Source organism: Pectobacterium fontis (genome assembly GCF_000803215.1).
Taxonomy (GTDB): domain Bacteria; phylum Pseudomonadota; class Gammaproteobacteria; order Enterobacterales; family Enterobacteriaceae; genus Pectobacterium; species Pectobacterium fontis.
Window position 1 is genome coordinate 74,720 of sequence record NZ_JSXC01000012.1, and the last position, 26,029, is coordinate 100,748.

Genomic DNA, 26,029 nt, shown 5'->3' on the forward strand with positions numbered 1-26,029 from the left:
CGTGTCGCTTTCGCTTTGGCAGCAGTGTCTTGCCCGTTTGCAGGATGAGTTACCTGCCACAGAATTCAGTATGTGGATACGCCCATTGCAGGCGGAGCTGAGTGATAACACTCTGGCGCTCTACGCCCCCAATCGTTTTGTGCTGGATTGGGTTCGTGATAAATATTTAAATAATATCAATGGTCTGCTGAATGATTTTTGCGGGATGGATGCCCCTTTGCTGCGTTTTGAAGTGGGAAGTAAACCGCTGGTTCAAACTATCAGTCAGCCCGCACCGTCGCACCATAAGCCGGTCAGCGCAGCCCCTCAGCAGCAGGTGCGTTCAGCACCGGTACGCCCAAGCTGGGATAATTCCCCTGCGCAGGCGGAGCATACTTACCGTTCCAATGTGAACCCCAAGCATACGTTTGATAACTTCGTTGAAGGTAAATCGAACCAGTTAGCTCGTGCAGCGGCGCGCCAGGTGGCCGATAACCCCGGCGGCGCGTATAACCCGCTGTTTCTTTATGGCGGCACGGGCCTGGGTAAAACGCACCTGTTGCACGCGGTGGGGAATGGCATCATTGCCCGCAAACCCAACGCGAAGGTGGTCTACATGCACTCCGAGCGTTTCGTGCAGGATATGGTAAAAGCGTTGCAGAACAATGCGATTGAAGAGTTCAAACGCTACTACCGTTCCGTTGATGCGCTGCTGATCGATGATATCCAATTCTTTGCGAATAAAGAGCGTTCGCAGGAAGAGTTCTTCCATACCTTTAACGCGCTGCTGGAAGGCAATCAGCAAATCATCCTGACGTCTGACCGCTATCCGAAAGAGATCAACGGCGTGGAAGATCGCCTGAAATCCCGCTTCGGCTGGGGGTTAACGGTCGCCATTGAACCGCCAGAGCTGGAAACCCGCGTGGCGATTCTGATGAAAAAGGCGGATGAAAATGATATTCGCCTGCCGGGCGAAGTGGCGTTCTTTATTGCTAAACGCCTGCGTTCCAACGTGCGTGAGCTGGAAGGCGCACTGAACCGCGTCATTGCGAATGCCAATTTTACTGGCCGCTCGATCACCATTGATTTTGTGCGCGAGGCGCTGCGCGATCTGCTGGCGTTGCAGGAAAAACTGGTTACTATCGACAATATTCAAAAGACGGTGGCGGAATACTATAAAATCAAGGTAGCCGACCTGCTGTCTAAACGTCGTTCCCGCTCGGTGGCGCGTCCACGCCAGATGGCGATGGCGTTGGCGAAAGAACTGACGAATCACAGCCTGCCGGAGATCGGCGATGCGTTTGGCGGGCGTGACCATACCACGGTGTTGCATGCCTGCCGCAAGATTGAGCAGTTGCGTGAAGAAAGCCACGACATCAAAGAAGATTTTTCCAATTTAATCAGAACACTATCTTCATAACATGATGAAATTTATTGTTGAACGCGAACGTCTGTTAAAGCCATTACAACAGGTCAGCAGCCCGCTGGGCGGTCGACCGACTTTACCGATTCTGGGCAACCTGCTGATTCAGGTGACGGAAGGCGCGCTGTCGCTGACCGGGACCGATCTGGAAATGGAGATGGTGGCGAAAGTGGCGCTGACGCAGCCGCATGAGCCGGGTGCCACGACCGTCCCTGCCCGCAAACTGTTTGATATTTGCCGGGGTTTGCCGGAAGGCGCTGAAATCACCATTATGCTGGATGGCGATCGCATGCTGGTGCGTTCTGGCCGCAGTCGTTTTTCGCTGTCCACGCTCCCCGCCGCGGATTTCCCTAATCTGGATGACTGGCAGAGTGACGTTGAATTCTCTCTGCCGCAGGCGACGATGAAGCGTTTGATCGAAGCGACGCAGTTTTCGATGGCGCATCAGGATGTGCGCTATTACCTCAACGGTATGCTGTTTGAAACCGAAGGCGAAGAGCTACGTACGGTCGCGACCGACGGCCACCGTCTGGCGGTTTGCTCTATGCCGGTGGGTCAATCATTACCGTCACATTCGGTGATTGTGCCGCGTAAAGGCGTGATGGAACTGGTGCGCCTGCTGGATGGCGGTGATACGCCGTTGCAGTTGCAAATCGGCAGCAACAACATTCGCGCGCATGTCGGTGATTTTATTTTCACGTCGAAGCTGGTTGATGGGCGTTTTCCTGATTATCGCCGCGTATTACCGAAGAACCCGGATAAAACGCTGGAAGCCAGTTGCGATCTGCTTAAGCAGGCGTTCTCCCGTGCGGCGATTCTGTCGAATGAGAAATTCCGCGGTGTGCGTCTGCATCTTATCCAGAATCAACTCAAAATTACCGCCAATAACCCAGAGCAGGAAGAAGCGGAAGAGATTCTGGATGTGCAGTACGACGGCACTGAGATGGAGATCGGCTTTAACGTGAGCTACGTACTGGATGTGCTGAATGCGCTGAAATGCGACGGTGTGCGTTTGCTGCTGACCGATTCCGTTTCCAGCGTGCAGATCGAAGATAGCGCCAGCCGGGCGGCGGCCTATGTCGTCATGCCAATGCGCCTCTAGCAAATAGGCGGGCTTATCCAGCCTGCCTTTACTCACACAAATAGCGTCGTATGGCCCTTACTCGTCTTCTCATCAAAGATTTTCGCAATATCGAAGCGGCCGATCTGGCGCTGGTTCCCGGTTTTAACTTTTTAGTGGGCGCCAACGGCAGCGGTAAAACCAGCGTGCTGGAAGCGATTTATACGTTAGGGCACGGACGGGCGTTTCGCAGCGTTCAGGCGGGGCGTGTCATTCGTCACGATCAATCGGAATTTGTGCTGCATGGCCGTATTGACGGCACGGAAACGGAGCGATCTGTCGGGTTAAGTAAAAACCGTCAGGGTGACAGCAAGGTGCGAATCGACGGCAGCGACGGTCATAAAGTGGCTGAACTGGCGCAACTGTTGCCGATACAGCTTATTACCCCCGAGGGATTTACCTTGCTTAACGGCGGGCCGAAATATCGCCGCGCCTTTCTTGACTGGGGCTGTTTTCATAATGACCCCGGCTTTTTCGCGGCCTGGAGCAACATGAAGCGTTTGTTGCGCCAGCGTAATGCGGCGCTGCGTCAGGTGAGTCATTATGGGCAACTTAGAGCCTGGGATCAGGAACTGGTGCCGCTGGCGGACCGTATCAGCGAATGGCGTGCGCAGTACAGCGCGGCGATTGCCAACGATATCGCCACGACCTGTACGCAATTTTTGCCTGAATTTTCGCTCAGTTTCTCTTTCCAGCGCGGTTGGGATAAAGAAAGTGAGTATGCCGAACTGCTGGAACGGCAGTTCGACCGCGACCGTATGTTAGGGTATACGGCGCTGGGGCCGCATAAAGCCGATTTCCGCATCCGCGCCAGCGGTGTGGCGGTCGAGGATATGCTGTCTCGTGGCCAGCTAAAGCTGCTGATGTGTGCGCTGAGGCTGGCCCAGGGTGAGTTTCTTACCCGTCAGAACGGGCTGCGCTGTCTGTATCTGATTGATGATTTTGCTTCCGAACTGGATAGTACCCGCCGCCGTTTGCTGGCTGAACGGTTGAAAGCCACCCATGCGCAGGTTTTTGTCAGTGCGGTCAGCGCTGAACAGATAGACGACATGATCGGTGAAAAGGGCAAGATGTTCCGCGTGGAACAGGGTAAAATAACGGTTCAATCACAGGACTAAAATGAGCGAGAAACGTTGATGTCGAATTCTTATGACTCCTCAAGTATCAAGGTATTGAAAGGACTGGATGCGGTACGTAAACGCCCAGGTATGTATATCGGCGATACGGACGACGGTACTGGCCTGCATCACATGGTATTCGAGGTTGTGGACAACGCTATCGACGAAGCGCTCGCTGGCTATTGTAAAGACATTGTCATTACCATTCATGCCGATAACTCGGTATCGGTGCAGGACGATGGCCGTGGTATTCCGACGGGGATTCATGAAGAAGAAGGGATCTCCGCCGCGGAAGTGATCATGACCGTGCTGCACGCGGGCGGTAAGTTTGATGATAACTCGTATAAAGTCTCCGGCGGCCTACACGGCGTTGGGGTTTCCGTGGTTAACGCCCTGTCGGAAAAGCTGAAACTGGTTATCCACCGCGACGGGAAACTGCACGAGCAGACTTATAAACACGGCGTGGCGCAGGCACCGCTGGCGGTCACGGGTGAAACCAACAGAACCGGTACGACGGTGCGCTTCTGGCCGAGCCACGAAACCTTCACCAATGTGGTGGAGTTCGAGTATGAAATTCTGGCCAAGCGTCTGCGTGAGCTATCGTTCCTGAACTCTGGCGTGTCTATTCGCCTGATCGACGAGCGTGAGAAAGATAAAGCGGATCACTACCATTATGACGGTGGTATCAAGGCATTCGTTGATTACCTGAACCGTAATAAGACGCCAATTCACCCGAACGTGTTTTATTTCTCAACGGTGAAAGACGATATCGGCGTAGAAGTCGCGTTGCAGTGGAACGATGGTTTTCAGGAAAACATTTACTGCTTTACCAACAACATTCCGCAGCGTGACGGTGGTACGCACCTGGCCGGTTTCCGTGCTGCGATGACCCGTACGCTGAATACCTACATGGATAAAGAAGGCTACAGCAAGAAAGCCAAAGTCAGCGCCACCGGTGACGATGCGCGTGAAGGGCTGATTGCCGTGGTTTCCGTGAAAGTGCCGGATCCGAAGTTCTCCTCGCAGACCAAAGACAAGCTGGTTTCTTCCGAAGTGAAAACCGCGGTTGAGTCACTGATGAACGAGAAGCTGGTGGATTATCTGATGGAAAACCCGTCAGACGCCAAAATCGTGGTCGGCAAAATTATCGATGCCGCTCGTGCCCGTGAAGCGGCGCGTAAAGCGCGTGATATGACACGCCGTAAAGGGGCGCTCGATCTGGCTGGCCTGCCGGGCAAACTGGCGGATTGTCAGGAACGTGACCCGGCGCTGTCTGAACTGTACTTAGTGGAAGGGGACTCAGCGGGCGGCTCTGCCAAGCAGGGGCGTAACCGTAAGAATCAGGCGATTCTGCCGCTGAAGGGTAAAATCCTCAACGTGGAAAAAGCCCGCTTTGACAAGATGCTGTCTTCGCAGGAAGTGGCGACGCTGATCACCGCGCTGGGCTGCGGTATTGGCCGCGATGAGTACAACCCGGACAAACTGCGTTATCACAACATCATCATCATGACCGATGCGGATGTGGATGGTTCGCACATCCGTACCCTGCTGTTGACCTTCTTCTATCGTCAACTGCCTGAAATCGTCGAGCGTGGCCACGTTTATATTGCGCAGCCGCCGCTGTATAAGGTGAAAAAAGGTAAGCAAGAACAGTACATTAAAGACGATGAAGCGATGGATCAGTACCAGATTATGCTGGCACTGGACGGCGCAACGTTGCACACCAATGCACAGGCTCCGGCACTAGCGGGGGAACCGCTGGAGAGACTGGTTTCTGAGCATTATGCCGTGCAGAAACAAATTGGTCGCATGGAGCGCCGCTTCCCACGCGCATTGTTGAACCGTCTGATCTACCAACCGACGCTGTCCGAAGCCGATCTCAGCGAACGTGCGAACGTGCAGGCGTGGGCGGAATCGCTGGTTAGCAGCCTGAACGAAAACGAATTGCACGGCAGCACCTACAGCTTTGTGATTCACCACGATGAAGAACGTGGCGTCTTTGAACCGGCGCTGCGCGTGCGTACGCACGGTGTGGATACTGACTATCCGCTGGGTGCAGGATTTGTCACTGGTAGCGAGTATCGCAAGCTGAATCAACTGGGCGAAAAATTGCGTGGTCTGATTGAGGAAGATGCATACATCGAGCGTGGTGAGCGTCGTCAGCCAGTGGCCAGCTTTGAACAGGCGCTGGAGTGGCTGGTGAAAGAGTCACGCCGTGGCCTGACCGTACAGCGTTATAAAGGTCTGGGTGAAATGAACCCGGATCAACTGTGGGAAACCACGATGGATCCGACCAGCCGCCGCATGCTGCGCGTGACGGTGAAAGACGCGATTGCTGCCGATGAACTGTTCACGACCCTGATGGGTGATGCCGTTGAACCGCGCCGTGCATTTATCGAAGAGAACGCCCTGAAGGCGATGAATATCGATATCTGATTCAGATAGATTCTGACGGTTGATCAACCTTTCTGAAGAGTGAAAACGGTGATAGTGAAATAGAAGAGTAAAGCGTTTGCGCCATGGATGTGTTTACAGCGTCTTTACGATCTATCCATTATCACCGCTTGGTCGATCGGTTTATCAGCAACCGGAGCCAGCCCCCCTGTGGAGCTGGCTTTTTTTATTTTTATCAGGCCAATGCACGTCGTTTGGCGCTACGCATTTCCTGTAGCAGCGTGATAAAAGCGGTGATCAGCATAAAGATAACGGCAGACCAGAAAATGGCGTGAGGATGACCGTTGTCCAGCAGCCAGCCGAACAGCACCGGCCCCGCCGCGCCACCGATGTTGAAGCCGGTGGAAACAATGCCAAATACGCGTCCTTCCGCCCCCGGCGGTGAGGCGGCGCGTACCAGCATATCCCGTGAAGGTGCGATCATCCCAGAGAGGAAACCGGCCGCAGCCAGCAATGGCACCAGCACGACGGTAGGTAAGGTATACAAGGCAACGATACTGACCAGCACGGCAGTGACGGCCAATGCCGCGGTTGCCACCAGCCCGTGGCGTTTGGTTTTATCCGCCAGCGAGCCGCCTGCCAATACGCCAAAGGCGCTGGCGAACAGGAACGCAGTCAGTGCCACGTTAGCCTGTGACAGCGACAGATCGTAGCCCGTCACCAACGCCGTGACCGAGAAGTTCTGAATCGATCCGGTACTTAAATTCAGCAACAGGAACAGAATCAGCAGCGCCAGAATCGGCAGCGTGAACACAGGGGGGCGTGATTTACCCGATTGTGCACTTGTTGCCGCCGTTGTAGGTTTCACTCGACTGGGTTCATCACGATCCATCAGAAGCAGCGGTATCGTCAGTAGGCCAATGAGGCCGGAAACGATGAAGGCGCTCTCAATACCGGCAAAGGCGGCAACGGCGAGCAAAATGCCAGGCGCAATCGCGGTGCCCAGAAAGCCGGAAAAGGTATGCACCGAGAACGCACGCCCCATGCGCTTCTCATCAATCCCGCGCGACAGTAAGGCATAGTCTGCCGGATGATAAACCGCGTTTGCTACGCCAGCTAACCCCATCGCAACAATCAGCCAGAGATAGTTGTCCGAAAAGCCGAGTGAGATGAAACAGAGGCTCCCGAGAGCTAAACCCGCGAGTAATGTGCGGCGAGCACCAATGCGATCCACCATAAAACCGATGGGCGTTTGGGTGCAGGCAGAAACAATGTTGAACACGCTGAGCGCAAAACCCAGTTCGACAAAGCTGATATCACGCTGGGCTGACAGCAGCGGAATGAGCGCGGGCAGCACCATCATATGGAAGTGGCTCACCAGATGGGCGGATGAAATTTGCGCCAACAGGGGGATCGATATCTTCATCGGGTTACTCATGAAAGAGGCGGAAAGTGCGCCAGTTCTTCATCTGATACGTCATGAGCTTAGCATACGCTTATATTCTTGAGATTGGTGGGATGAGGCCAACGGTTTGGCAAGATGGCAGGCGAAAATCGTGACAAATTGGTGCGGGGAAGCCGATCTCGTGGAGATCGCAAGATCGGCTCATTACGCGACGTTAACCGCTAGTCTTGCGCGAAAAACGTCTTCTTCAGTGCCACTTCAACGCCGCGCACCTCTGCCAGCCCGCGTAGACGACCAATGGCTGAATAACCCGGATTGGTCTTCTTCTTCAGGTCATCGAGCATTTGGTGACCGTGGTCGGGGCGCATCGGGATAGCACGTAGATTTCCCTGACGGCGGCGTTTTTGTTCTTCCGCGAGCACGGCTTTTACCACGCCCACCATATCGACATCGCCATCCAGATGGTCGGCTTCATGGAAACTGTTTGGGTTCGCCTCGCGTTTCGTGGCACGCAGGTGCATAAAGTGAATACGGTCAGCATAGGTTTCTGTCATCTTCACCAGATCGTTATCTGCACGTACCCCATATGAGCCGGTACACAGCGTAAAACCGTTGTGGACACTATCGACGGTTTCTTTCAGCCACTGCATGTCTTCAATGGTTGAGACAATACGCGGTAAACCGAGAATCGGACGCGGTGGATCGTCAGGGTGAACCGCGAGCACAATCCCTGCTTGTTCGGCGACGGGAACGATGGCTTTCAGGAAGTACGCCATATTTTCCCGCAATTGGGCGTGATCGATACCGTTATAGCGGTCTAATTGCGCCTGAAATTGATCCAGCGTATAACCCTCTTCCGCTCCCGGCAGGCCCGCAATGATATTGCGGGTCAGCGTATCAATATCCTGCGCGCTCATGGCCGCAAAATAGGCGTTTGCCTCCGTACGCTCATCGTCACTGTAGTCCTGCTCTGCGCCGGGACGCTTGAGGATATGCAATTCGAACGCGGCGAAGGCAATGTGATCGAAACGTAGGGCGCGGGAACCATCCGGCATCGGGTATGCCAGATCGGTACGCGTCCAGTCCAGAATCGGCATGAAGTTATAGCAGACCGTATCAATTCCACAGCTTCCGAGATTACGCAGGGATTGCTGGTAGTTGGCGATATGTTCCTGATAACGGCCAGTGTGTGTTTTGATTTCTTCGTGGACGGGGATACTTTCAACGACAGACCACACCAGACCTTTTTCTGCTAATTGCGCCTGCCGTTTCTGAATTTCCGCTACCGACCACACTTCACCGTTTGGGATGTGGTGCAACGCAGTGACGATGCCCGTTGCTCCCGCCTGACGGGCATCGTCTAATGATACGGGATCGTTAGGGCCGTACCAGCGCCATGTATGTTCCATAATGTTACTCCTACTAAATATCGAGAATAGCTACTGATGTTATGCTTCTGAGGCTTCTTCGATAGGATTTTTCACGATAAAGAAGTAAGCCAACGCACCTGCAAACGTCACACAAGAGCACACCACAAGTGCCAGATTAAATGAGTGCGTTTTGTCTACCACCCAGCCGGTGACGATAGGGGCGAAAGACGCGAAAATGAAGCTACCGAAATTCTGGATGCTGCTGACTGAAGCGACCATACGCGAGGGGGCCATCACCTGTACTAACCCCCACGCTGACGTTCCCGCGAAGTGGACAAAAAATAGCGCCAGACTAATAAACGCGACAGCCATTGACGTGGAGGTCGATTGAACAACCAGTAGCGTACATGCCGCCGAGCACACCAGACCCAAGCAGATGAGTGCTTTACGACTTTTGGCAAGAGAGTAGCCTCTGCGTGCCAGCCGATCCGCGACGGTGCCATTGATGAGCATGCCGATAGAGCCACAAAGGAAGGGAATGGCAGCAACCCATCCGGTGTTTACCAGACTCAGGCCGCGTTCAGCCTGAAGGTAACCCGGTAGCCAGGAGAGATATAGCCAACCGGTGTAGTTGACACCGCTAAAGCCAAGGATCATCCCCCATACGGTGCGGCGTTTAAACAATGCGCCCCATTCTTTTAGCGTAACGCGTGTTTGCGACACGGGCTTGGTGCCGGCATTGAGGTAGTCTTTCTCTTCCTGAGTCAGCACGAATGTGTCACGGTTGCGATACCAGGCATACCAGCACAGTGCGATGGCGATACCCGCGATACCAATGATGACAAACATCATACGCCAGCCAAATGCCAGCATCAGCGCGACCAGAATTGGTGGTGCAAAAGCCTGGCCGATGGTGGTCGATGAATTGAAGATCCCCATTGGCAGGCCGCGCGCTTTCGCGGTGAACCAATCGTTGATCACTTTTACGCCACTGGGCATAAAAGGCGCTTCACCGATCCCCAAACCAATACGCAACATGATGAAATGTGAGAAATTATTCACCATGCCAGCCAGCGCCTGCATACTTGACCAGAACAGCAAACCGGCACCCAGAACAACGCGAGGGCCAAAGCGATCGAGTAACAGCCCGCTGGGTAACTGCGAAATGCCATAGGAGAGTGAAAACGCAGACAGGAGCACGCCAAATTCCGTGGCAGACAATCCCAGATCGGCACGAATGGCTGCGTTCGCAATTGACAACGAACCGCGATCGAGAAAATTGATGATCCCTGCAAGAAACAATAGAAGTAAAGAAACAGTCTGGATGCGTTTAAGCCGGTCAGTAGGCTGCGCTGTCGGCGAATGATCCAATGAGGTGGTAGACATTATTTTTATCCTCAACAGCAATCATAATCTTTAGAACCCTGGAATATTTTATGGAGCAATATTGTCGGGACTGGACTGATGGTCTGGTGGTCAGGCCACAAGATTTGAAAAGTATTCCGCAAGATGGCGGTAATTACTGTGATGTGTTTCTCATTTTCTGTTGTTATGAAAAAGGCCGCCGTAGATGAAAAAGGCGAGCGAATTCTTCGCATATGGTAAGCTTCGCGTCAGCATCGTACAGCCCGTGCAAGCCTGAATTCGGTTGGAGGAGTTATGGATTTACCCGCGCTCAAAGTAGAGCGTTTGTATCGTCAAATATCGAATCTGCTGATTAACTGCATTCAAAATGGGCAGTTTTTACCGGGGGATATGCTGCCCTCTGAGCGAGATTTGGCTAAACAACTCAGTGTGAGCCGTTCGTCGATCCGTGAAGCATTGATTGCATTAGAAATTACCGGGTGGATTGAGATTCGCACCGGCAATGGCGTGTTTGTCAGCAACCCCTTGCCTCTGGCTGCGCAATCGCAACCTGACGAGGAGTTCAGTCTTAAATCGCTGATTCTGGCTCGTCAGGCTTTTGAAGGGTTATTGGCGGAAATGGCGGCGCGCAACGGTAACGAAGATCAGCGAACCGAGCTGATGGACATTATGCAGGATCTCACGCAGCTCAATGCCAACGATGAAAAGTTTCTGAGCGAAGATAAGCGCTTTCATCTACTGATTGGTGAAATGAGCGGTAATGAAGTGCTACGTGACATGATGGAGAATTTGTGGAACAAACGCACAAGTTCGCGCTTTGTCCGGCTGGAAAGCCACTACGCGCAGGAGGATTTTCCTGTGGCGTTACAGCAAGATCATCATGATATCGCTATGGCGATTGTGGAGCGCGATCCCGTGCGCGCCCGTGCTTGCATGGAGCGCCATCTACAGCATGTTTATGATCGGTTATTTAGCAATCCATAAACCTGAAATCTACCGTACCATCCGGCGCGGTAGATTGCAGGGCGGCAAGCGTTAAGAGAGCTTGAATACCAGCACGGTTTGCGCGAGCTGTCGGGCCTGTTCTTCCAGCGAGGCGGCAGCAGCCGTAGCTTCCTGCACCAGCGCGGCGTTCTGTTGGGTAACGCCATCCATCTCGTGAACAGCCTGCGTCACCTGACTGATTCCACGCGATTGTTCATCCGATGCTGAGACGATCTCATCCATGATGTCTTTTACCGAGGTGACGGCATGCAGCATATCCCGCATCGTTTCACCCGCGTTGTGGGCCAGCGTAACGCCGCTATCGACGCGGCTAGCGGATTCCGTCATTAGCGCAGTGATATCTTTTACCGCACTGGCGCTACGCTGCGCGAGGTTGCGCACTTCGTTGGCAACGACGGCAAAACCACGCCCTTGTTCACCCGCTCTGGCGGCTTCTACTGCCGCGTTGAGTGCCAGAATATTGGTCTGAAACGCAATGCCGCTGATGATGCCGGTAATGTCGGCAATTTTCTGTGAACTATCGTCGATCTCCCGCATTATTTCGACAACCTGACCGACAATCTTGTCGCCTTTCTGGGCGATATACGCGGCATTCTGTGCCAGTGTGGTGGCGTTATGGGCATTGTCTGCATTCTGTTTCACCGTTGCCGTAATTTGCTCCATGCTGGCGGCGGTTTCTTCCAGTGCCGCCGCCTGTTGCTCGGTACGGGAAGCCAGATCGGTGTTGCCTGCTGCAATTTCGGTTGCCCCGTGGCTGACGGATTCGCTGGTGCTAATCAGTTGCTCGACGATATCTCTCAACTGTGTCTGCATGGCGTTCATGGCGTAAAAAATACTGCCGTTGTCCTTCTGCTGCACGGGGATGTTCTGTGTTAGATCCCCTTGTGCAATGGACAGGGCAATTTGCGCTGCCTGTGCGGGTTCTCCGCCAATCGGGCGGGCGACCTGGCGGTTAAAGATGATGCCCAATATGCCGGAAACCACCACGATACTCAGTACCATCAGCAGCAGCCCCACGTTGCGCTGTTGCATCGTTTCCGCCATTACTACATCGACAGGGGCTGACAGGCCGAGCATCCAGGGCGTATCGGTATGGCCGATGGTTATTGGCACATACACGTTAAATGCCGGGGTGTTCAGTACGGCATTATCACGTTCGATCTGATATGGCTGACCTTTGATGACGTGCTCCAGTAGCGCTGGGTCGTTTTCAATTTTTTTGGTCACCCGTGATTTATCGGGATGAGAAATGTAGGCACCCGTGTGGGATAGCAACTGCGCGTAGCCCGTGCCTTCATAGGGCTTGATGGTGTTGGTGAGCTGTTGCAGCGTATCCAGCGCAAAATCCGCGGTGACGGAGCCGTAAAACGTATTGTTGATGATGATGGGCACGGCGATCGAAGTCAGCAGGACATCGACGCCGTTGTAAGGGTAGCTATACGGTTCCAGAATCACTTCTTGCTGGCGTTTCTTCGGCAGAAGATAGTAATCACCGCTGCCGGGCGTTTCATAATCCAGCAGATTATGCAGCACAATGTTGCCTGCGGTATCACGGTCAACATAACGGACGAAGCGGCCTTGCGGGTCCTGATCGGGCAGACTCGCATAGTCTTGATCTTTTCCGTCAAACGCATTGGGTTCCCATGCCAGCGACATGGAAAGAAAATCAGGGTGGCTTTTCAGTGCATTCTTCAGCAGTGTTTCTGCGGTTTTTCGGTCGGCACTACCAGCTTCCTGTAGGCTGACAACGCTCTGCACCAGATTACGCGCCGCATGGAGTGCGACATCCAGTTTTTGCTGAATCAGGTGGCTGTTGGTGTACGCCGTTTGCTCAAGGTAGCGCTGGACGATGGTTTTTTGCTGTTGGCTGGATTGCCAGATCAGCAGGCTGATAGTGACAATAAATCCGAGCGCGATAGTCGTAACGCCAGCCAAAAGCATCAGCATGCGTGTGCTGAGCTTTCTTTTTGATGCTGTTGGTGAGGCGTGCATGGAGGGGTTGCTGTGATTAACCGATAACAGTGTAGTAGACATATGCGTAATATCCCCTAGAATACAAGTATCACAAGGTACTTTTTCATAAAAGAATCAATGCATTACTGTCCTTTGTTTTTATGGGGCATTCCCTTATATGAACGGTATTTTTGCGATGCAAATTACGATTAAGTTATCGGCGATACACAAGATCCCTTTAGGTGGCTCGCGAAAATGTCAAAAATTGGCATAGGGCAATCAATTAACATTAATGTGAGAGATTACCCTTTGCCGGGTGAGCGGAAATCAGGCTGCGGGCCTTTGCTGACGGAATCGCGGATAATCAGCTCACCTTTAAAGGTGAGAGGCGGATAGCACCAGGATGCCATCGGCAAATCGTCTACTGCATGGCTTTTTACGTTGTATGTCATATGCCTGTCACCCTGCCGTATTTCACTAACGACTTCATCGCTGAATCGCGTTAGCATGAAAACAGATAACCTGATGCTGGAAAAACTATGTCTGTAAAACTGATCGCTATTGATATGGATGGGACGTTACTGACGCCCGACAATCAAATTTCACCTGCGGTAAAAGCCGCGATTGCTGCCGCCAGAGAGAAGGGCGTACAGGTCGTGCTGGCTACGGGTCGCCCCTATATCGGCGTTGAACGTTACCTGATGGAGCTGAATTTGCAGCAGGAAGGCTGTTACTGCATCACCAATAACGGCGCGTTGGTGCAACGTACGGTCAATGGTGATTGTGTAGCGCAAACCGCGCTGAGCTTCGATGATTATCGCTATTTTGAAGCGTTAGCCTGCAAACTTGGCGTTCATTTCCACGCGCTGGACTTCAATTTCGTCTATACCGCGAATAAAGATATCAGCCCTTACACCATCCACGAATCTCACCTGACCGGGATGCCGTTGAAGTATCGCGCGGTTGAGGAAATGGACCGCAGCCTGACGTTCCCGAAAGTGATGATGATTGATGAGCCTGAGATATTAGACCGCGCTATCCGCCAGCTTCCCCCGGAAGCCTTTGAACGTTACACCATCATGAAAAGCGCTGAATACTATCTGGAAATTCTGGATAAGCGCGTCAACAAAGGTGAAGGCGTGAAGATGCTGGCGGATCACCTCGGCATTCCACGCGAAAGCGTCATGACGCTGGGCGACCAGCAGAACGATCTGGCGATGATTCACTACGCGGGGATCGGTGTTGCGATGGGCAACGCGATTGATGAAGTGAAAGAAGCCAGCCAGTTCGTCACCAAAACCAACGCGGAAGACGGTGTCGCCTACGCGATTGAGAAATTTGTGCTGAATGCCTGATAGGTAACGTTGATAGGCAGATCTATAAGGCGGCTACATAGCCTTATAGATCCGTCATACTCCACACGGCTTGTGTTGGCAAAAGGCAGTATTTCATCATCTGTTATCGCGAAATAATAGACTGTTTGGTATATGATTTTGCTTAATTCAAAAGATATAACTTTGATTGATATGTTAAAATTTTTATTGCATTAGCGTAATAATCATTGGGAATAATATTTTTAATTAGGGAATTATGTTATGAAGTCGGTATTTAAATTAGGATTGATTTGTATCGCCACACTTTCTGTTTCTGCTTGTGATCTTTTAGATTTCACCAGTAATAAAGGAAAGTTCCAATATAGCAACCCCACCGAGAAAAATATTAAATTTAAAGTTGATGGTGAAAGCTATGATGTATTACCTGGGGCTAAAGGAATAATTAAGCTCTCTTCGGGTATGCATAAATTAGAAAACAGTAAAGGTGATGTTTTCTCATTCATGGTGTTGGATGAGAATAAAGGCGGAATTATCAATCCTGATAATCATGTCTATTATACATTATCAGAAGTTTATGCTGTTGAAGGGAAAGAGAATAAATTTAGACCCGTAACCTATGATGTGACGATAAACGGGCATCAATTAGAAATGCCGGCCAGAAGTGCAAACGCCTCCGTCATTGATGCCAGCACGTTTAAATGTACTTACCAATTAGACGAACCGTTCCCAGAATCAATCAAAACCAGTAACCGTAGTTCAGACGGCAATATTCAATCCAAATGCTTTGATAAAAAAGATATGTTGGATTATTTATTAAACACTTACAAAGAAGATCTCAAGCCCGAGTCGCCTAAGGATGAAGGTGACGACTCAATTAATATGGTATTTAGCTATGATGCACCAACGGTGAATTTCGCCAACGCTGACATGCAGAAAGATGCAGATGGGATCATCAGCGAAGTGAAGAAACTAAAAGAGAATAATGACGTAGAGGCGCATGAGAAAATAAGCTCTAATATTAGTAAGCTATATGGCGATTTGATCACGGTCTATGCGAAAAACACCATGACCCTTCCGCAAGAAGAAAGTGAAAAATATAATAACTTTATTCGTCAGGTGGGTGAATTACAAACGTATGGCGTATGGGCTAAGTAATTAATATCTTATGATTAAGGCAAGAGTTTTCAGTGTGTCATTCAGTATGTTAAAGAAGACTCTTGCCTTTATATCTGTCCGACGTCAATTTAATCATTATTTCAATGTGAGAGATTTCTCTATTTTCTCTTTCATCACCTGAGTGATGTGATTCACCACTTGGCTACGCGGGTTCTGCTTCTAACTCTTTGATGCTCTATAGTTAATTCTATTGGTAATCGCTATCAGTCTGAGCATGAAGATCAAATTCAAGTCTTAGGGTTAAATCATACAATAACGAGAGAAGAGAATATATCGCATCATCCTATACAACTCATTAAACCTATAGATAAATCGTCTCCATTACTCGGTGTGTCCGTGACATCAAATGAAAAACTAACGGCAAGGTTTTTTTCTATCGAGCTAATATGGTAGGTCAATTATAAGTATTCTACGAGTTAATATTGACTGACGCACGAATTGTATCTTTTTCCTCATAATAGATATCTCAATCAGCAAAATTGGTAGGGGCACAAACTAAAGAATTTGTTAGGGTGAATAAAGACAAAAAGGTTCGAGAAAAGACTGATTGGGAAGATCTCCAACCTGTGATAAGAGATATTTTTATTGATGTTATATACCAAGGGTATCGTGGGGATACAATAATGTTAGCAGCAACAAAGAATAACACAGATGATATCCTTTATTTAATAATTAATAACTCAGATCTTAGGAGAGATGAGCGTGGAAGACATAGAGTAAAGTATTTAAATGAAAATAGAATAAGGGAGTTGTGATTATGAAAAAATATTTTTTGTTCTTATTTTTTCTTTCGTTTTAAATGCAAAAACGACTGACGATTATCTGAACGAGAGTGAAATGGGTGTGTGTAAAGAAATAATGTCTGAGAATGACGGTAGAGCTATATATCATTGTGCTTATTTAATGGCAGAGGATTCTGATAAAAAACTCAATAAAAAGTTTTCAGGAAGAAATCTAAATAGCTTTGCATAATAGCGCTCCACTCATAGGTGGTGAGGACCCCGTTAGCACAGGTCTTGCACAATGGGAAGTGAAGCATCAATGCGCAAAGTTATTTAGAATTAGTTAAAATAAATGACAACGACATCATCAAGGCATTCAAGAAACATCAACGTTCATGGAAAAGGTATAAAAAAGACCGATGTGCATACGTAACATCAGGCACGGAAAAAGATAGCGCAGCGTATCAATTCCACTTAAATCTCTGCAATGCAACCGAAAACTACCGAAGAATCGAGACGCTGGAAGATGAGCCAGGGTTTCCATAATTGGAATTTTAAATGTTCAAATCCCTAAATAGCTATTTAGATAGTGCTTACCTTGCTATCAAAACCGACATCATCGTTTCTTTGTCTCAGTGAGACTGGTGAGGAAGCTTTGTCAGGCCATTTTTATGGCTTAGCAGGAAATAATATCTGACCATAAATAAAAATTTCGTTATTAATATCTATTTCTTGATCCGATAGCGGTTTCGGTATTGAACCGCCCATAAAAAGCGACCAATATTCATACACTAAGGAGTTTTTTTACTGTCAAAGGATAATGACGATGGCGGGTGCTGCCCGTCTTAATGATATCGGAAGTGGTCACGACTGCTTCCCTGAGACACCAATAACCGAAGGCAGCCCTGACGTTATTATCAATGGTCAGCCTGCTGCCCGAAAAGGCGATACCGTTCTACTGCACGGTTGCCCCTGTCCCAATGCACCACATGGTGTTCATCCCCGAAAAATCGCCGAAGGTTCATCGACCGTCATTATTAACGGTAAAAATGCTGCGCGTATTGGTGATGGTATCCATTGTGGTGGCGTCATCGCGTCCGGTAGTGGCAATGTCATTATTGGTGATACACCCCATCGTTCTCCGGTTCAGGAATGCGCGAAACAAGCCGCGTTGACCCGTGCGCCATTGTTGGCATTCACTCCAATGCTGGCAGTCGAGCCTGTTTTTGCCAAATCCTGCTTACGTGGTGCCGGTTGTACGGATGCGGGAACGAAAGATGAGCCACAGGGCAACATCGGGGACATGAGTGTCTATTTCTCCGCGCCTGTTGGTGAACCCAGCGCTCCGGCGAATAAACCGGGTGAAGTGAAGCAGTATGCTCAGGCGGCGAAAAAGAAAAATACGTCTTCTGCTGTTTCACCTCAATCATTTATCGGAAAAAACGAACCGTTACCCAAAACCTCTCCCGGTGTGATTAACCAGCCTCAAATCCCCCCGATGGAGCCGTGGTATGCAACGATATTTAACCTGATAGTGGGGAAAGCCGATGCCGCCATGTTGCCGCCACCTCAGCAACTGGTCATGGCGGGGACGGCAGCACAGGCAGGCGCGACTGCTGCTGCGGGTGGCGCTGTGGCTCAGGCCAATCAGGATGCAGCTAAGGCATTAACACATCAGATGAAACGCCTTTCTGGTCCTTCTATCTGGCAAGGTCAGTTGCAGATGGCGCAAAGCTTTTTGCTGATGGGAGCGTTGATTCAGAATCACCTGAAAGGCGAAAAAGAAGACTTACTGACACCCGAGAAGTTGCTTGAGGTAGCGAAAAAACAGGGAACCGTCCCCAGCCGCGTGCGTTATCAGTGGGTGGAGGATGAGGAAACCGGTAAACTGAAGGCCGTGGGTTATCACACCAGCATGGAAAGCGGGCGTGATCAGGTGCGTGTCAGATTACTTAAATACGATTTCCCCAATAACCGCTATGAATTTTGGGAAGACGGGGAAACGGGGCCAACGATTCTATGGACGCCGGATAATCCGGGTATGGAGTTCCCCACAGATACGGCACACGGTGAACAGCCTGTTATCTCGTCAGCGATACCGGGATTTGAAATTCCAGAGATGGATGATGTCAGCATCCTCGCCACACCAATGCCGGACGAGAAGGATTTTCGGGATTACATTTTGGTGTTTGCGGAGAATACGTTTCCGCCTATTTATGTTTATCTGAGTAAACCTCTTAAGGGGATGCAGGGATCACCAAAAGATGCAAAAAATAAAATCAGAAAAGGTCAAGGGCCAAATGAAATTACACGTATTGATTCACCAGAATTGAGTGTTCCCGGTTCACAATGGCATGCTCATGGAAAAAATGGAGGAGCTATAAATTTGGATGGCTCGATACACGATGGAGACCCTGAGTTTTCTAAAAAAACGTTGCAATGGCTTAAAGCGAACGGATGGAGCATAGGAGATTGAGTATGAATGGGAAGTTTGATAAAGAACTAGATTTTCTTATGGAACAAGAAGGTTTGAATGAAGAATCAGTTTACCTATGTGACTATCAAAGTTTTGAGGAGGTGCCTTTATTTTCTCGTTTTGAAAATATTTCCTTCTTAGAATCGTTATCTTTTGATGAGAAAAACAAGGTTTTGATAAAAAAAGGCATTGAAGTTTTAGAAAGAAGCGTTGATTTAGTAAAGACTAGGTTGTCTGAAAATGACTTCCTTAATTATTTATCTTGTCTTACATTAACTGATATTGACGACTATCATGAAATAAATTGTTTCACCCCTAATTTATTTATATCTAAAAGGAAAAAGTGGCTTCTTCATCATCTTAACCTAACTCAAAAAAATACAGTAGAAGAAAATTTGATTAAAGAATACCTGGTTTCTATGGGAATGAGTGAGTATACGGTCCTTGTTCCATCCAATTACTCAGTGGATAATAAAAGGGTGTATATCATAAAATCTTTTACATAGTGGGTGGTTCTCTATTAGTCGGTATATTTCTAAATAGCTATTTAGTTTGGCATGTCCTAGCACTATTTTAATTCCAGACTCTCCGCTATTTTCTCTTTCATCACCTGAGTGATGTGATTCACCACTTGGCTGCGCGGGTTCTGCGGAGCATATACCGCGCAGTACGCCATTTTTATATCTGGGTTGAACGGTTTTATAATGACAGGGGAAGGGCTGTTCTGCGCGGTAATAAAATCCACCACACCGATACCAACGTTTCTTGCAGCGAGCACGCAGCCGTTCACCATCGATGTTTCGATAGGGTTGTGCAGATAGATTTGCTCTCTTCTGGTGGCGATATCGATTTGAGCACGTAGTGGCGTGGTTCTACCGGGCAGAATAGCGCGGGTGTTGGCGAGGTCGGCAAGTGTAATTTCATCTGCTGTAGTCAGTGGGTGGTTCACCGCTAATACCGCGACAGCGCGGGTTTCTGCTAAGGGTTCTGCTTCTAATCCTTTGATGCTCGTCTGGCCAAAAATAAAACCCACATCGTAGTGATTTTCGGTGATTGCATTCGTAATGTGGCTGCTGCTTTCGATGTCTAAAAACAGGGAAACATTAGGATATTTTGTCAGTAAGGTCGGGAGCACCTGATCTGAACAAAGAAATGACAGCGGCTGAACAGCGGCGATGCGTAGTATGCTGCCTTTAGCGTGACGGATTTCATCGGCAATCAGCCCGATATGCTCCAAACCTAAATACAGACGTTCAACTTCCCGATACAGCTTCATCGCTTCTGCGCGTGGGATCAGGCCGCGTCCGTCTCTATCGAACAACTTCAGATCTAGCGCATCTTCAAAGTCTTTAATGAGCCGACTGACGGCGGGCTGGGTGATGTACATCATATTGGCGGCGGCGGTGATGCCACCCGTGAGAATGACTTTATGGAACGCTTCAACCTGACGGGGATTTATTCGCATCGTTCATCCTCAGTGTGGCTTTTCTCTTCGGCATCTCAGCGAGAACACATAACATTCAGTTATCAATTTAACACAAAATGCGATTTTTAATTATTCAGCCAAGCAAATAGACTCAAATTCATAAGATTTAATACACTTCATTAGTACTCAATCATGGAATAGAGGGTTAGTGAATGAAGAAATCAGCTTTGGCATTACTGTTTACTACTTTATTTGCATCGTCACCTTTGGTTTATAGCGCTGACCTGAACATCGGTCTGGCCTCCTCCACCACCTCGATGGATCCGCAGTTTTATGTGGGGGGAGCGAATAGCGCAATGGCGCGCAACATTTTTGACGGTTTGGTTGTACAGGATGAAAAACAGCAGATTGCACCTGCCCTGGCAACCAGTTGGAAAGTGATTGACGACAAGACGTGGGAATTTACCTTGCGTCCTGGCGTTAAGTTTCACGATGGCAGTGATTTTACGGCTAAAGATGTGATTGCCAGCATTAAGCGTGTTGCGCTGGCCTCAAAAAACAGCCCTAGCTCTTACGCACCTTACGTCAGCGACATTGCTGAAGTAACAGAAGTTAATCCATTAACGGTGCGGATTAAGACAAAAGAGGCGTCGCCGCTGCTGCTGAATAATTTAAGCCGGGTTTCCATTTTACCGGCTCGACTTGAAAACGTCCCAACGGAAACGTTGAATTCAGGAAAAGAGGTGATTGGTACAGGGCCATTCAAATTTGTTTCCTGGGTGCCGGATGACCGAGTAGTCCTTACACGTAACGATGATTACTGGGGAGGAAAAGCAGAGTGGGACAATGTCACTGTCCGTGTATTTAAGAACAGTAGCGCACGCGTAGCAGCCGTATTATCCGGTGATGTGGACATGATTGAAAACGTTCCAACAGCCGATAGCAGTAATATTGAAAAAAACCAGCAGTTAAAAACGATTTCAACACCAGGGAATCGTGTTATTTACCTTCACATGGACCAGCAGCGAGAGGAATCACCGTTCGCTAAAGGTTCTGATGGTAAAAACCCACTACTAAAAAAAGAAGTACGCCAGGCGATGTCTTTAGCGCTTAATCGCCAGGCAATCGTCGACCGTGTGATGGAGGGGCAGGCTGTTGCGGCTTCTCAGCTTGTACCGAAGGGGTATTTCGGGTATTCCGCTTCCATTCCTGCGCCGGTTTATAATCCGGAGAAAGCCAAACAGGAACTGGCGGCGGCGGGATACCCCGACGGCTTCACGCTGACCTTCCACGCGTCGAACGATCGTTATCCTAATGATTCTAAAATTGCTCAGGCCATTGGCCAAATGTTCACACGCGTCGGCATCAAAACCGAAGTGGTTACGATGCCCGGCAGTGTGTACTTCTCACGCGCCTCCCGTCTCGAATTCAGTTTGATTATGGGCGGAGCCGCGATTGAAACCGGGGAAGCTTCTGGCGTGTTGGGGCCATTGTTGGAAACCTTTGGCCCCAATGCAGGTCAGGGCAATCGTGGTCGCTATTCCAATCCTGTCTTTGATAAAACGCTGAACGAGGCGCGAGCCACGTTGGATAACACCAAACGTGAAGCGCTGCTGGCTGAAGCGATGAACATCGGTATGAACGATGTGGGTGTGATTCCGGTGATGTTCCTGTCTAACACCTGGGCGATGAAAAAGCAGTATACCTATGTGGGGCGCTCTGATGCCTACACGCTGCCTTATTTCGTCCGTTCCGCAAAATAGTTACCTTTCATGAATGAACGACAAGGGGTGGATATTCACCCCTTTTTGCTGGCAGTAAGGAGATGGCGAACATTTTGGCGTCTGTCACTTCTCCCTAACATTTGTTTACTTATTATTTTTTTGTACGTTATCAGGTACGGGTCTTCTGCATCCTGAAATCATGCTATATCCATTAAAAACGAGAAAAGGAATCACCGTAAATGTGTGCGTTACCGATTATTATTGATTGTGATCCGGGGATTGATGACGCGATTGCGTTATTAAGCGCGTTTGTGGCACCAGAGTTGGATATTCGTGGCATTTGCGCGGTGTGTGGCAATCAGCCAGTAGAAAAGACGGTGCGCAATGCGCTACAAATTGTTGAGTTAGGTCAGCGCATGGATATTCCTGTCTTCGCAGGGTGCCATCGCCCGCTGTTGCGGAAACCGATCCACGGTCAGTTTCATGGCGAAAGTGGGTTGGGTCAAACGGTGTTGCCTGTGCCGCAAAAGCAGGTCGAAGCACAACATGCGGTGAATTTTATTATCGAGCAGTGTCAGCAGGCGATGATTGATGGCACGCCGATTACGCTATGTACGTTAGGGCCGCTAACCAATGTAGCGACGGCATTGCGTATGTCGCCTGAGATTGCCGCCGGTATTGCGCGCATTGTGATGATGGGCGGCGCGTACCGGGAAGCTGGCAACCGCAGCCTGACGTCTGAATTCAATATGATCGCCGATCCGCAAGCCGCTAAAGTGGTGTTTGATTCGTCGATTGCGATTGTGGCGCTCCCCCTGGATGTCACGCATCAGGTGATTTTAACGCCGGAATTAGTCGCCCGTTTCATTGCGCTAGCGGGGAGAATTGCGGGGCCGTTGGGCGAAATGATGGCGTTTTGGGATCGTAACGATATTCGGCGTTACGGCTCACGCGGTGGCCCACTGCACGATCCGCTGGTCATTGCCTGGGTGCTGGCGCCAGACTGTTTTACCACGGAAAAAGCCAGCGTTTACATCGAGCAGGAAAGTGAACTGTGCATGGGGCAGACTGTTGCCGACTGGTACGGAAAAACCGATCGTCAACCGAATGTGGATGTGGTGACGGGGGTGGATGCCAAACGGGTGGTTGAACTGTTTGCTGATCTGCTAAGCCGTTATGCAAAGGGAGCCTGATATGTCACAAGAACGCATTATTATTGATACCGATCCCGGTGTGGACGATGCGATAGCCATCTGGTTGGCACTGGCCTCACCTGAACTGGAGGTGCTCGGCATCACCACGGTGGCAGGCAATGTTCCGCTTGAGGCGACACTAGCGAATGCCTGCAAGGTCGTTGGTCTGACAGGACGAACTGATGTACCCGTTTTCGCGGGGGCATCGCGCCCGCTGATTCGGGAGCAGGTTTTCGGCAAATACGCGCACATCGGTGCGTTTTCTCCTGAATGGGTGCCGGAGACGACATTTCAGCCGCAGCAGGAGCACGCCGTCAATTTTCTGGTGCACATGACGCGTCAGGCCGCAGCCGACAATAATCCGCTTACCCTTTGTTCTATAGGCCCAATGACGAATCTGGCCTTGGCGTTGCGTTTCCACCCGGATGTTGCGCGCGGCATTAAACAGATTGTGTCCATGAGTTGTGCCTTTAGTGCGTTGGGCAATCGTATGCCGTGGGCTGATTTTAATGTTTATGCCGATCCGCATGCGGCGGAAATTGTTTTTTCCTCCGGTGTTCCCGTGGTCATCATGCCGCTGGATATGACCTTTCAGGCGTTGATCCAGACGGAACAAGTCGATGAGATTGAACGCAGCGGTGGTGCGCCGGGCAAGGCGATGGCAGCACTGCTACGCACGTTCGACCGTAATGAAGTGGCACGTTTTGGGCGTGAAGGCGGCCCGATCCATGATGCGACCGTCATTGCCTGGCTGCTGAAACCTGAACTGTTTCAATCAGAGTATGCGCATGTGGGGGTAGAACTCACGGGTAAAACGGCAGGTTATGTGTTTGCGGATTTCTTCCACAAACTGGATGAGCCGGAGAATGCGCAGGTTATGCGGGAAATCGATGAATCCGGTTTTCTCGCCCTGCTTGCCGAACGCTTATGTTACTACGGTACTGGAGGGCGATAATGGTCGCCTACCTACTCAGCAGAATCGGACAAACGTTGCTGACGCTGGCTGTGATGTCGGTGCTGGTGTTTGTCGGTGTCTATCTGGTTGGTAATCCGGTCGATATGCTGTTGGGCGCAACGGCCACGCCAGCGGAACGGCTGGCGGTGATACAATCTTTTGGTCTGGATAAGCCCGTCTGGGAACAGTACGGGCGGTTTGTCTGGAACGCCCTTCAGGGCGACATGGGCAACTCTTTTATCTTTAACCAACCCGCGCTGACGCTGATCTTTCAGCGTATGCCCGCCACGCTCGAACTGGCGATGGTGGCGTTCATCATGGCGTTGGTGGTTGGGATTCCGCTGGGGATTTACGCAGGCCTCAAGCCGGACAGCGCAGTATCCAAATCCATCATGACCTTCTCCATTCTCGGTTTTAGCCTGCCGACTTTCTGGATTGGGCTGGTGATGATCATGCTGTTCAGCGTCAAGCTGGGCTGGCTGCCGTCGTCAGGCCGGGGGGATACCCATGAACTCTTCGGCATCCCGTTTAGTTTTCTGACCCGCGATGGGCTAGAACATCTTCTCCTGCCTGCGTTTAATCTCGCCCTGTTTAAAATCTCGCTGGTCATCCGCCTGATGCGGGCGGGGGTGATGGAGTGCCTGCAACAGGATTATGTGCAGTTTGCCCGTGCAAAGGGGCTGTCGGAAACCCGCATCGTGCTGGTGCATGTGCTGCGTAACACGCTGATACCATTGATTACCGTGCTGGGGCTGGAACTGGGTTCACTGATCGCGTTCGCTGTCGTAACGGAAACCATTTATGCCTGGCCGGGCATGGGTAAGTTGATTATCGATTCCATTGCCGTGCTCGATCGTCCGGTCATCCTCGCCTACTTAATGATTACCGTGGTGATGTTTAGCGTGATTAATCTGCTGGTCGATGTGCTGTATGTGTGGGTCGATCCGCGCGTACGGTTGGGAGGAGACAAGGGATGACGGGGAATACGGTACACCAGCCTACCGTCACGCCAAAAAACTCGCATCCGGTGGTACGTGTGGTGATGGCGCTGATTAACAATCGGTTGGCGCTGTGCGGGCTGATCATGCTGGCGGTTTTCGTGCTGCTGGCGCTGCTTGCCCCGCTTCTGTCGCCGCAGAATCCCTACGATCTGATGCAGCTCGACATCATGGATGGCCGGCTGGCACCGGGCGCGCACAGCATGGCGGGCATGACGTACTGGCTGGGGACGGACGATCAGGGGCGCGACCTGTTTAGCGCCATTCTGTACGGTACTCGCATCAGCCTGATGGTCGGTTTCTTTAGTGCGATACTCGCGCTGCTGATTGGTGCCTCGCTGGGGCTGATTAGCGCCTACGTTGGTGGGAAAACGGATGCAATAATCATGCGCATCGTCGATATTCAACTCAGTTTCCCGCCCATCCTGATTGCGCTGATCCTGCTGGCGGTATTGGGGCAAGGGGTCGATAAGATCATTATGGCGCTGGTGGTCACGCAGTGGGCGTACTACGCGCGCACGATTCGCGGTTCGGCGTTGGTGGAGCGCCGCCGTAGCTACGTGGACGCGGCACGCAGCATGGCGTTGCCTAACCGCCGTATTCTGTTTCGCCATATCTTGCCGAACTGTCTGGCACCGCTGATCGTGGTAGCCACGATGCGCATCGCCTACGCCATCATGCTGGAGGCCACGCTCTCGTTTCTGGGGATCGGCCTGCCCGTGACAGAGCCGTCGCTGGGTCTGCTGATCTCGAATGGTTTTGAATACCTGATGTCGGGTGACTACTGGATCAGCTTCTTTCCGGGGTTGACGCTGTTGCTGCTGATTGTAGCGATTAATCTGGTGGGGGATGCGCTACGTGACATCCTCAACCCGCGAAACTAAGCCCTAGGA

Annotated in this window: 21 protein-coding genes and 1 pseudogene; 16 read left to right on the forward strand and 6 right to left on the reverse strand. The window is 50.5% G+C overall.

Annotated features, from left to right (window positions below; all coding sequences use genetic code 11):
• The first annotated feature begins 1 nt into the window (after position 1).
• Genes dnaA through gyrB form a run of 4 tightly spaced genes read left to right on the forward strand, consistent with a single transcriptional unit; the run spans position 2 to position 6,076 of the window.
• The gene (gene dnaA / locus OI69_RS04005) at positions 2-1,399 is read left to right on the forward strand and encodes a chromosomal replication initiator protein DnaA (protein ID WP_039346474.1); all 1,398 of its coding nucleotides are present in this window, start codon (positions 2-4) and stop codon (positions 1,397-1,399) included.
• 4 nt (positions 1,400-1,403) lie between these two features.
• Entirely contained in the window at positions 1,404-2,504 is a 1,101-nt protein-coding gene (gene dnaN, locus OI69_RS04010; protein ID WP_039346582.1) for a DNA polymerase III subunit beta, read from the forward strand.
• Positions 2,505-2,554: 50 nt separating this feature from the next.
• Positions 2,555-3,640: a DNA replication/repair protein RecF gene (gene recF, locus OI69_RS04015; protein WP_039346475.1), complete on the forward strand. Its 1,086-nt coding sequence runs from the start codon at positions 2,555-2,557 to the stop codon at positions 3,638-3,640.
• Positions 3,641-3,658: 18 nt separating this feature from the next.
• Complete coding sequence (gene gyrB, locus OI69_RS04020; RefSeq protein WP_039346478.1) at positions 3,659-6,076, forward strand: DNA topoisomerase (ATP-hydrolyzing) subunit B; 2,418 nt, start codon at positions 3,659-3,661, stop codon at positions 6,074-6,076.
• Positions 6,077-6,269: 193 nt separating this feature from the next.
• On the opposite strand, the gene OI69_RS04025 is transcribed toward gyrB, so the two are convergent.
• From OI69_RS04025 to OI69_RS04035, 3 genes are all read right to left on the reverse strand, one after another.
• On the reverse strand, positions 6,270-7,460 hold the full coding sequence (locus OI69_RS04025) for an MFS transporter (protein ID WP_039346481.1): 1,191 nt from the start codon (positions 7,458-7,460) through the stop codon (positions 6,270-6,272).
• A gap of 200 nt (positions 7,461-7,660) precedes the next feature.
• On the reverse strand, positions 7,661-8,848 hold the full coding sequence (gene uxuA / locus OI69_RS04030) for a mannonate dehydratase (RefSeq protein ID WP_039346484.1): 1,188 nt from the start codon (positions 8,846-8,848) through the stop codon (positions 7,661-7,663).
• A gap of 39 nt (positions 8,849-8,887) precedes the next feature.
• Positions 8,888-10,195 (reverse strand): MFS transporter, encoded by a 1,308-nt coding sequence (locus tag OI69_RS04035; protein WP_039346487.1) that lies wholly within the window; start codon positions 10,193-10,195, stop codon positions 8,888-8,890.
• A 273-nt stretch (positions 10,196-10,468) separates the two neighbouring features.
• Here OI69_RS04035 and OI69_RS04040 point away from each other — a divergent pair, with 273 nt between their 5' ends.
• Complete coding sequence (locus tag OI69_RS04040; RefSeq protein ID WP_039346490.1) at positions 10,469-11,158, forward strand: FadR/GntR family transcriptional regulator; 690 nt, start codon at positions 10,469-10,471, stop codon at positions 11,156-11,158.
• A 51-nt stretch (positions 11,159-11,209) separates the two neighbouring features.
• On the opposite strand, the gene OI69_RS04045 is transcribed toward OI69_RS04040, so the two are convergent.
• Positions 11,210-13,213, reverse strand: coding sequence for a methyl-accepting chemotaxis protein (locus tag OI69_RS04045; protein ID WP_039346493.1), 2,004 nt, complete (start codon positions 13,211-13,213; stop codon positions 11,210-11,212).
• Between the two features lie 221 nt (positions 13,214-13,434).
• A complete protein-coding gene (locus tag OI69_RS19780; protein WP_154715515.1) occupies positions 13,435-13,584 on the reverse strand; it encodes a hypothetical protein in 150 nt (49 codons plus the stop codon).
• An 87-nt stretch (positions 13,585-13,671) separates the two neighbouring features.
• Here OI69_RS19780 and yidA point away from each other — a divergent pair, with 87 nt between their 5' ends.
• The 6 genes and pseudogenes from yidA (at position 13,672) to OI69_RS04070 (ending at position 19,346) form a co-directional block, all read left to right on the forward strand.
• Positions 13,672-14,487, forward strand: a complete 816-nt coding sequence (gene yidA / locus OI69_RS04050) for a sugar-phosphatase (protein WP_039346496.1) — start codon at positions 13,672-13,674, stop codon at positions 14,485-14,487.
• A gap of 240 nt (positions 14,488-14,727) precedes the next feature.
• Complete coding sequence (locus OI69_RS04055) at positions 14,728-15,621, forward strand: hypothetical protein (protein WP_039346497.1); 894 nt, start codon at positions 14,728-14,730, stop codon at positions 15,619-15,621.
• 192 nt (positions 15,622-15,813) lie between these two features.
• Positions 15,814-16,043: pseudogene (tssD, locus tag OI69_RS19055) on the forward strand (type VI secretion system tube protein TssD); the annotation flags it as partial.
• A gap of 111 nt (positions 16,044-16,154) precedes the next feature.
• Entirely contained in the window at positions 16,155-16,397 is a 243-nt protein-coding gene (locus OI69_RS04060; protein ID WP_052198297.1) for a hypothetical protein, read from the forward strand.
• Between the two features lie 793 nt (positions 16,398-17,190).
• Positions 17,191-18,840: an S-type pyocin domain-containing protein gene (locus OI69_RS04065; protein ID WP_235319655.1), complete on the forward strand. Its 1,650-nt coding sequence runs from the start codon at positions 17,191-17,193 to the stop codon at positions 18,838-18,840.
• 2 nt (positions 18,841-18,842) lie between these two features.
• On the forward strand, positions 18,843-19,346 hold the full coding sequence (locus tag OI69_RS04070; protein ID WP_039346504.1) for an Imm15 family immunity protein: 504 nt from the start codon (positions 18,843-18,845) through the stop codon (positions 19,344-19,346).
• Between the two features lie 62 nt (positions 19,347-19,408).
• Here OI69_RS04070 and OI69_RS04075 read toward each other — a convergent pair whose 3' ends face one another.
• A complete protein-coding gene (locus OI69_RS04075) occupies positions 19,409-20,305 on the reverse strand; it encodes a LysR family transcriptional regulator (protein ID WP_039346507.1) in 897 nt (298 codons plus the stop codon).
• A gap of 173 nt (positions 20,306-20,478) precedes the next feature.
• Here OI69_RS04075 and OI69_RS04080 point away from each other — a divergent pair, with 173 nt between their 5' ends.
• From OI69_RS04080 to OI69_RS04100, 5 genes are all read left to right on the forward strand, one after another.
• Complete coding sequence (locus tag OI69_RS04080; RefSeq protein WP_039346511.1) at positions 20,479-22,029, forward strand: ABC transporter substrate-binding protein; 1,551 nt, start codon at positions 20,479-20,481, stop codon at positions 22,027-22,029.
• A gap of 200 nt (positions 22,030-22,229) precedes the next feature.
• Complete coding sequence (locus OI69_RS04085; RefSeq protein WP_039346514.1) at positions 22,230-23,183, forward strand: nucleoside hydrolase; 954 nt, start codon at positions 22,230-22,232, stop codon at positions 23,181-23,183.
• A gap of 1 nt (position 23,184) precedes the next feature.
• Positions 23,185-24,138, forward strand: coding sequence for a nucleoside hydrolase (locus OI69_RS04090; protein ID WP_039346517.1), 954 nt, complete (start codon positions 23,185-23,187; stop codon positions 24,136-24,138).
• Complete coding sequence (locus OI69_RS04095; RefSeq protein WP_039346520.1) at positions 24,138-25,115, forward strand: ABC transporter permease; 978 nt, start codon at positions 24,138-24,140, stop codon at positions 25,113-25,115. The genes OI69_RS04090 and OI69_RS04095 overlap by 1 nt, the downstream gene beginning before the upstream one ends.
• Positions 25,112-26,020 (forward strand): ABC transporter permease, encoded by a 909-nt coding sequence (locus tag OI69_RS04100; RefSeq protein ID WP_039346523.1) that lies wholly within the window; start codon positions 25,112-25,114, stop codon positions 26,018-26,020. Before OI69_RS04095 ends, OI69_RS04100 begins: the two co-directional genes overlap by 4 nt.
• Positions 26,021-26,029: the final 9 nt, after the last annotated feature.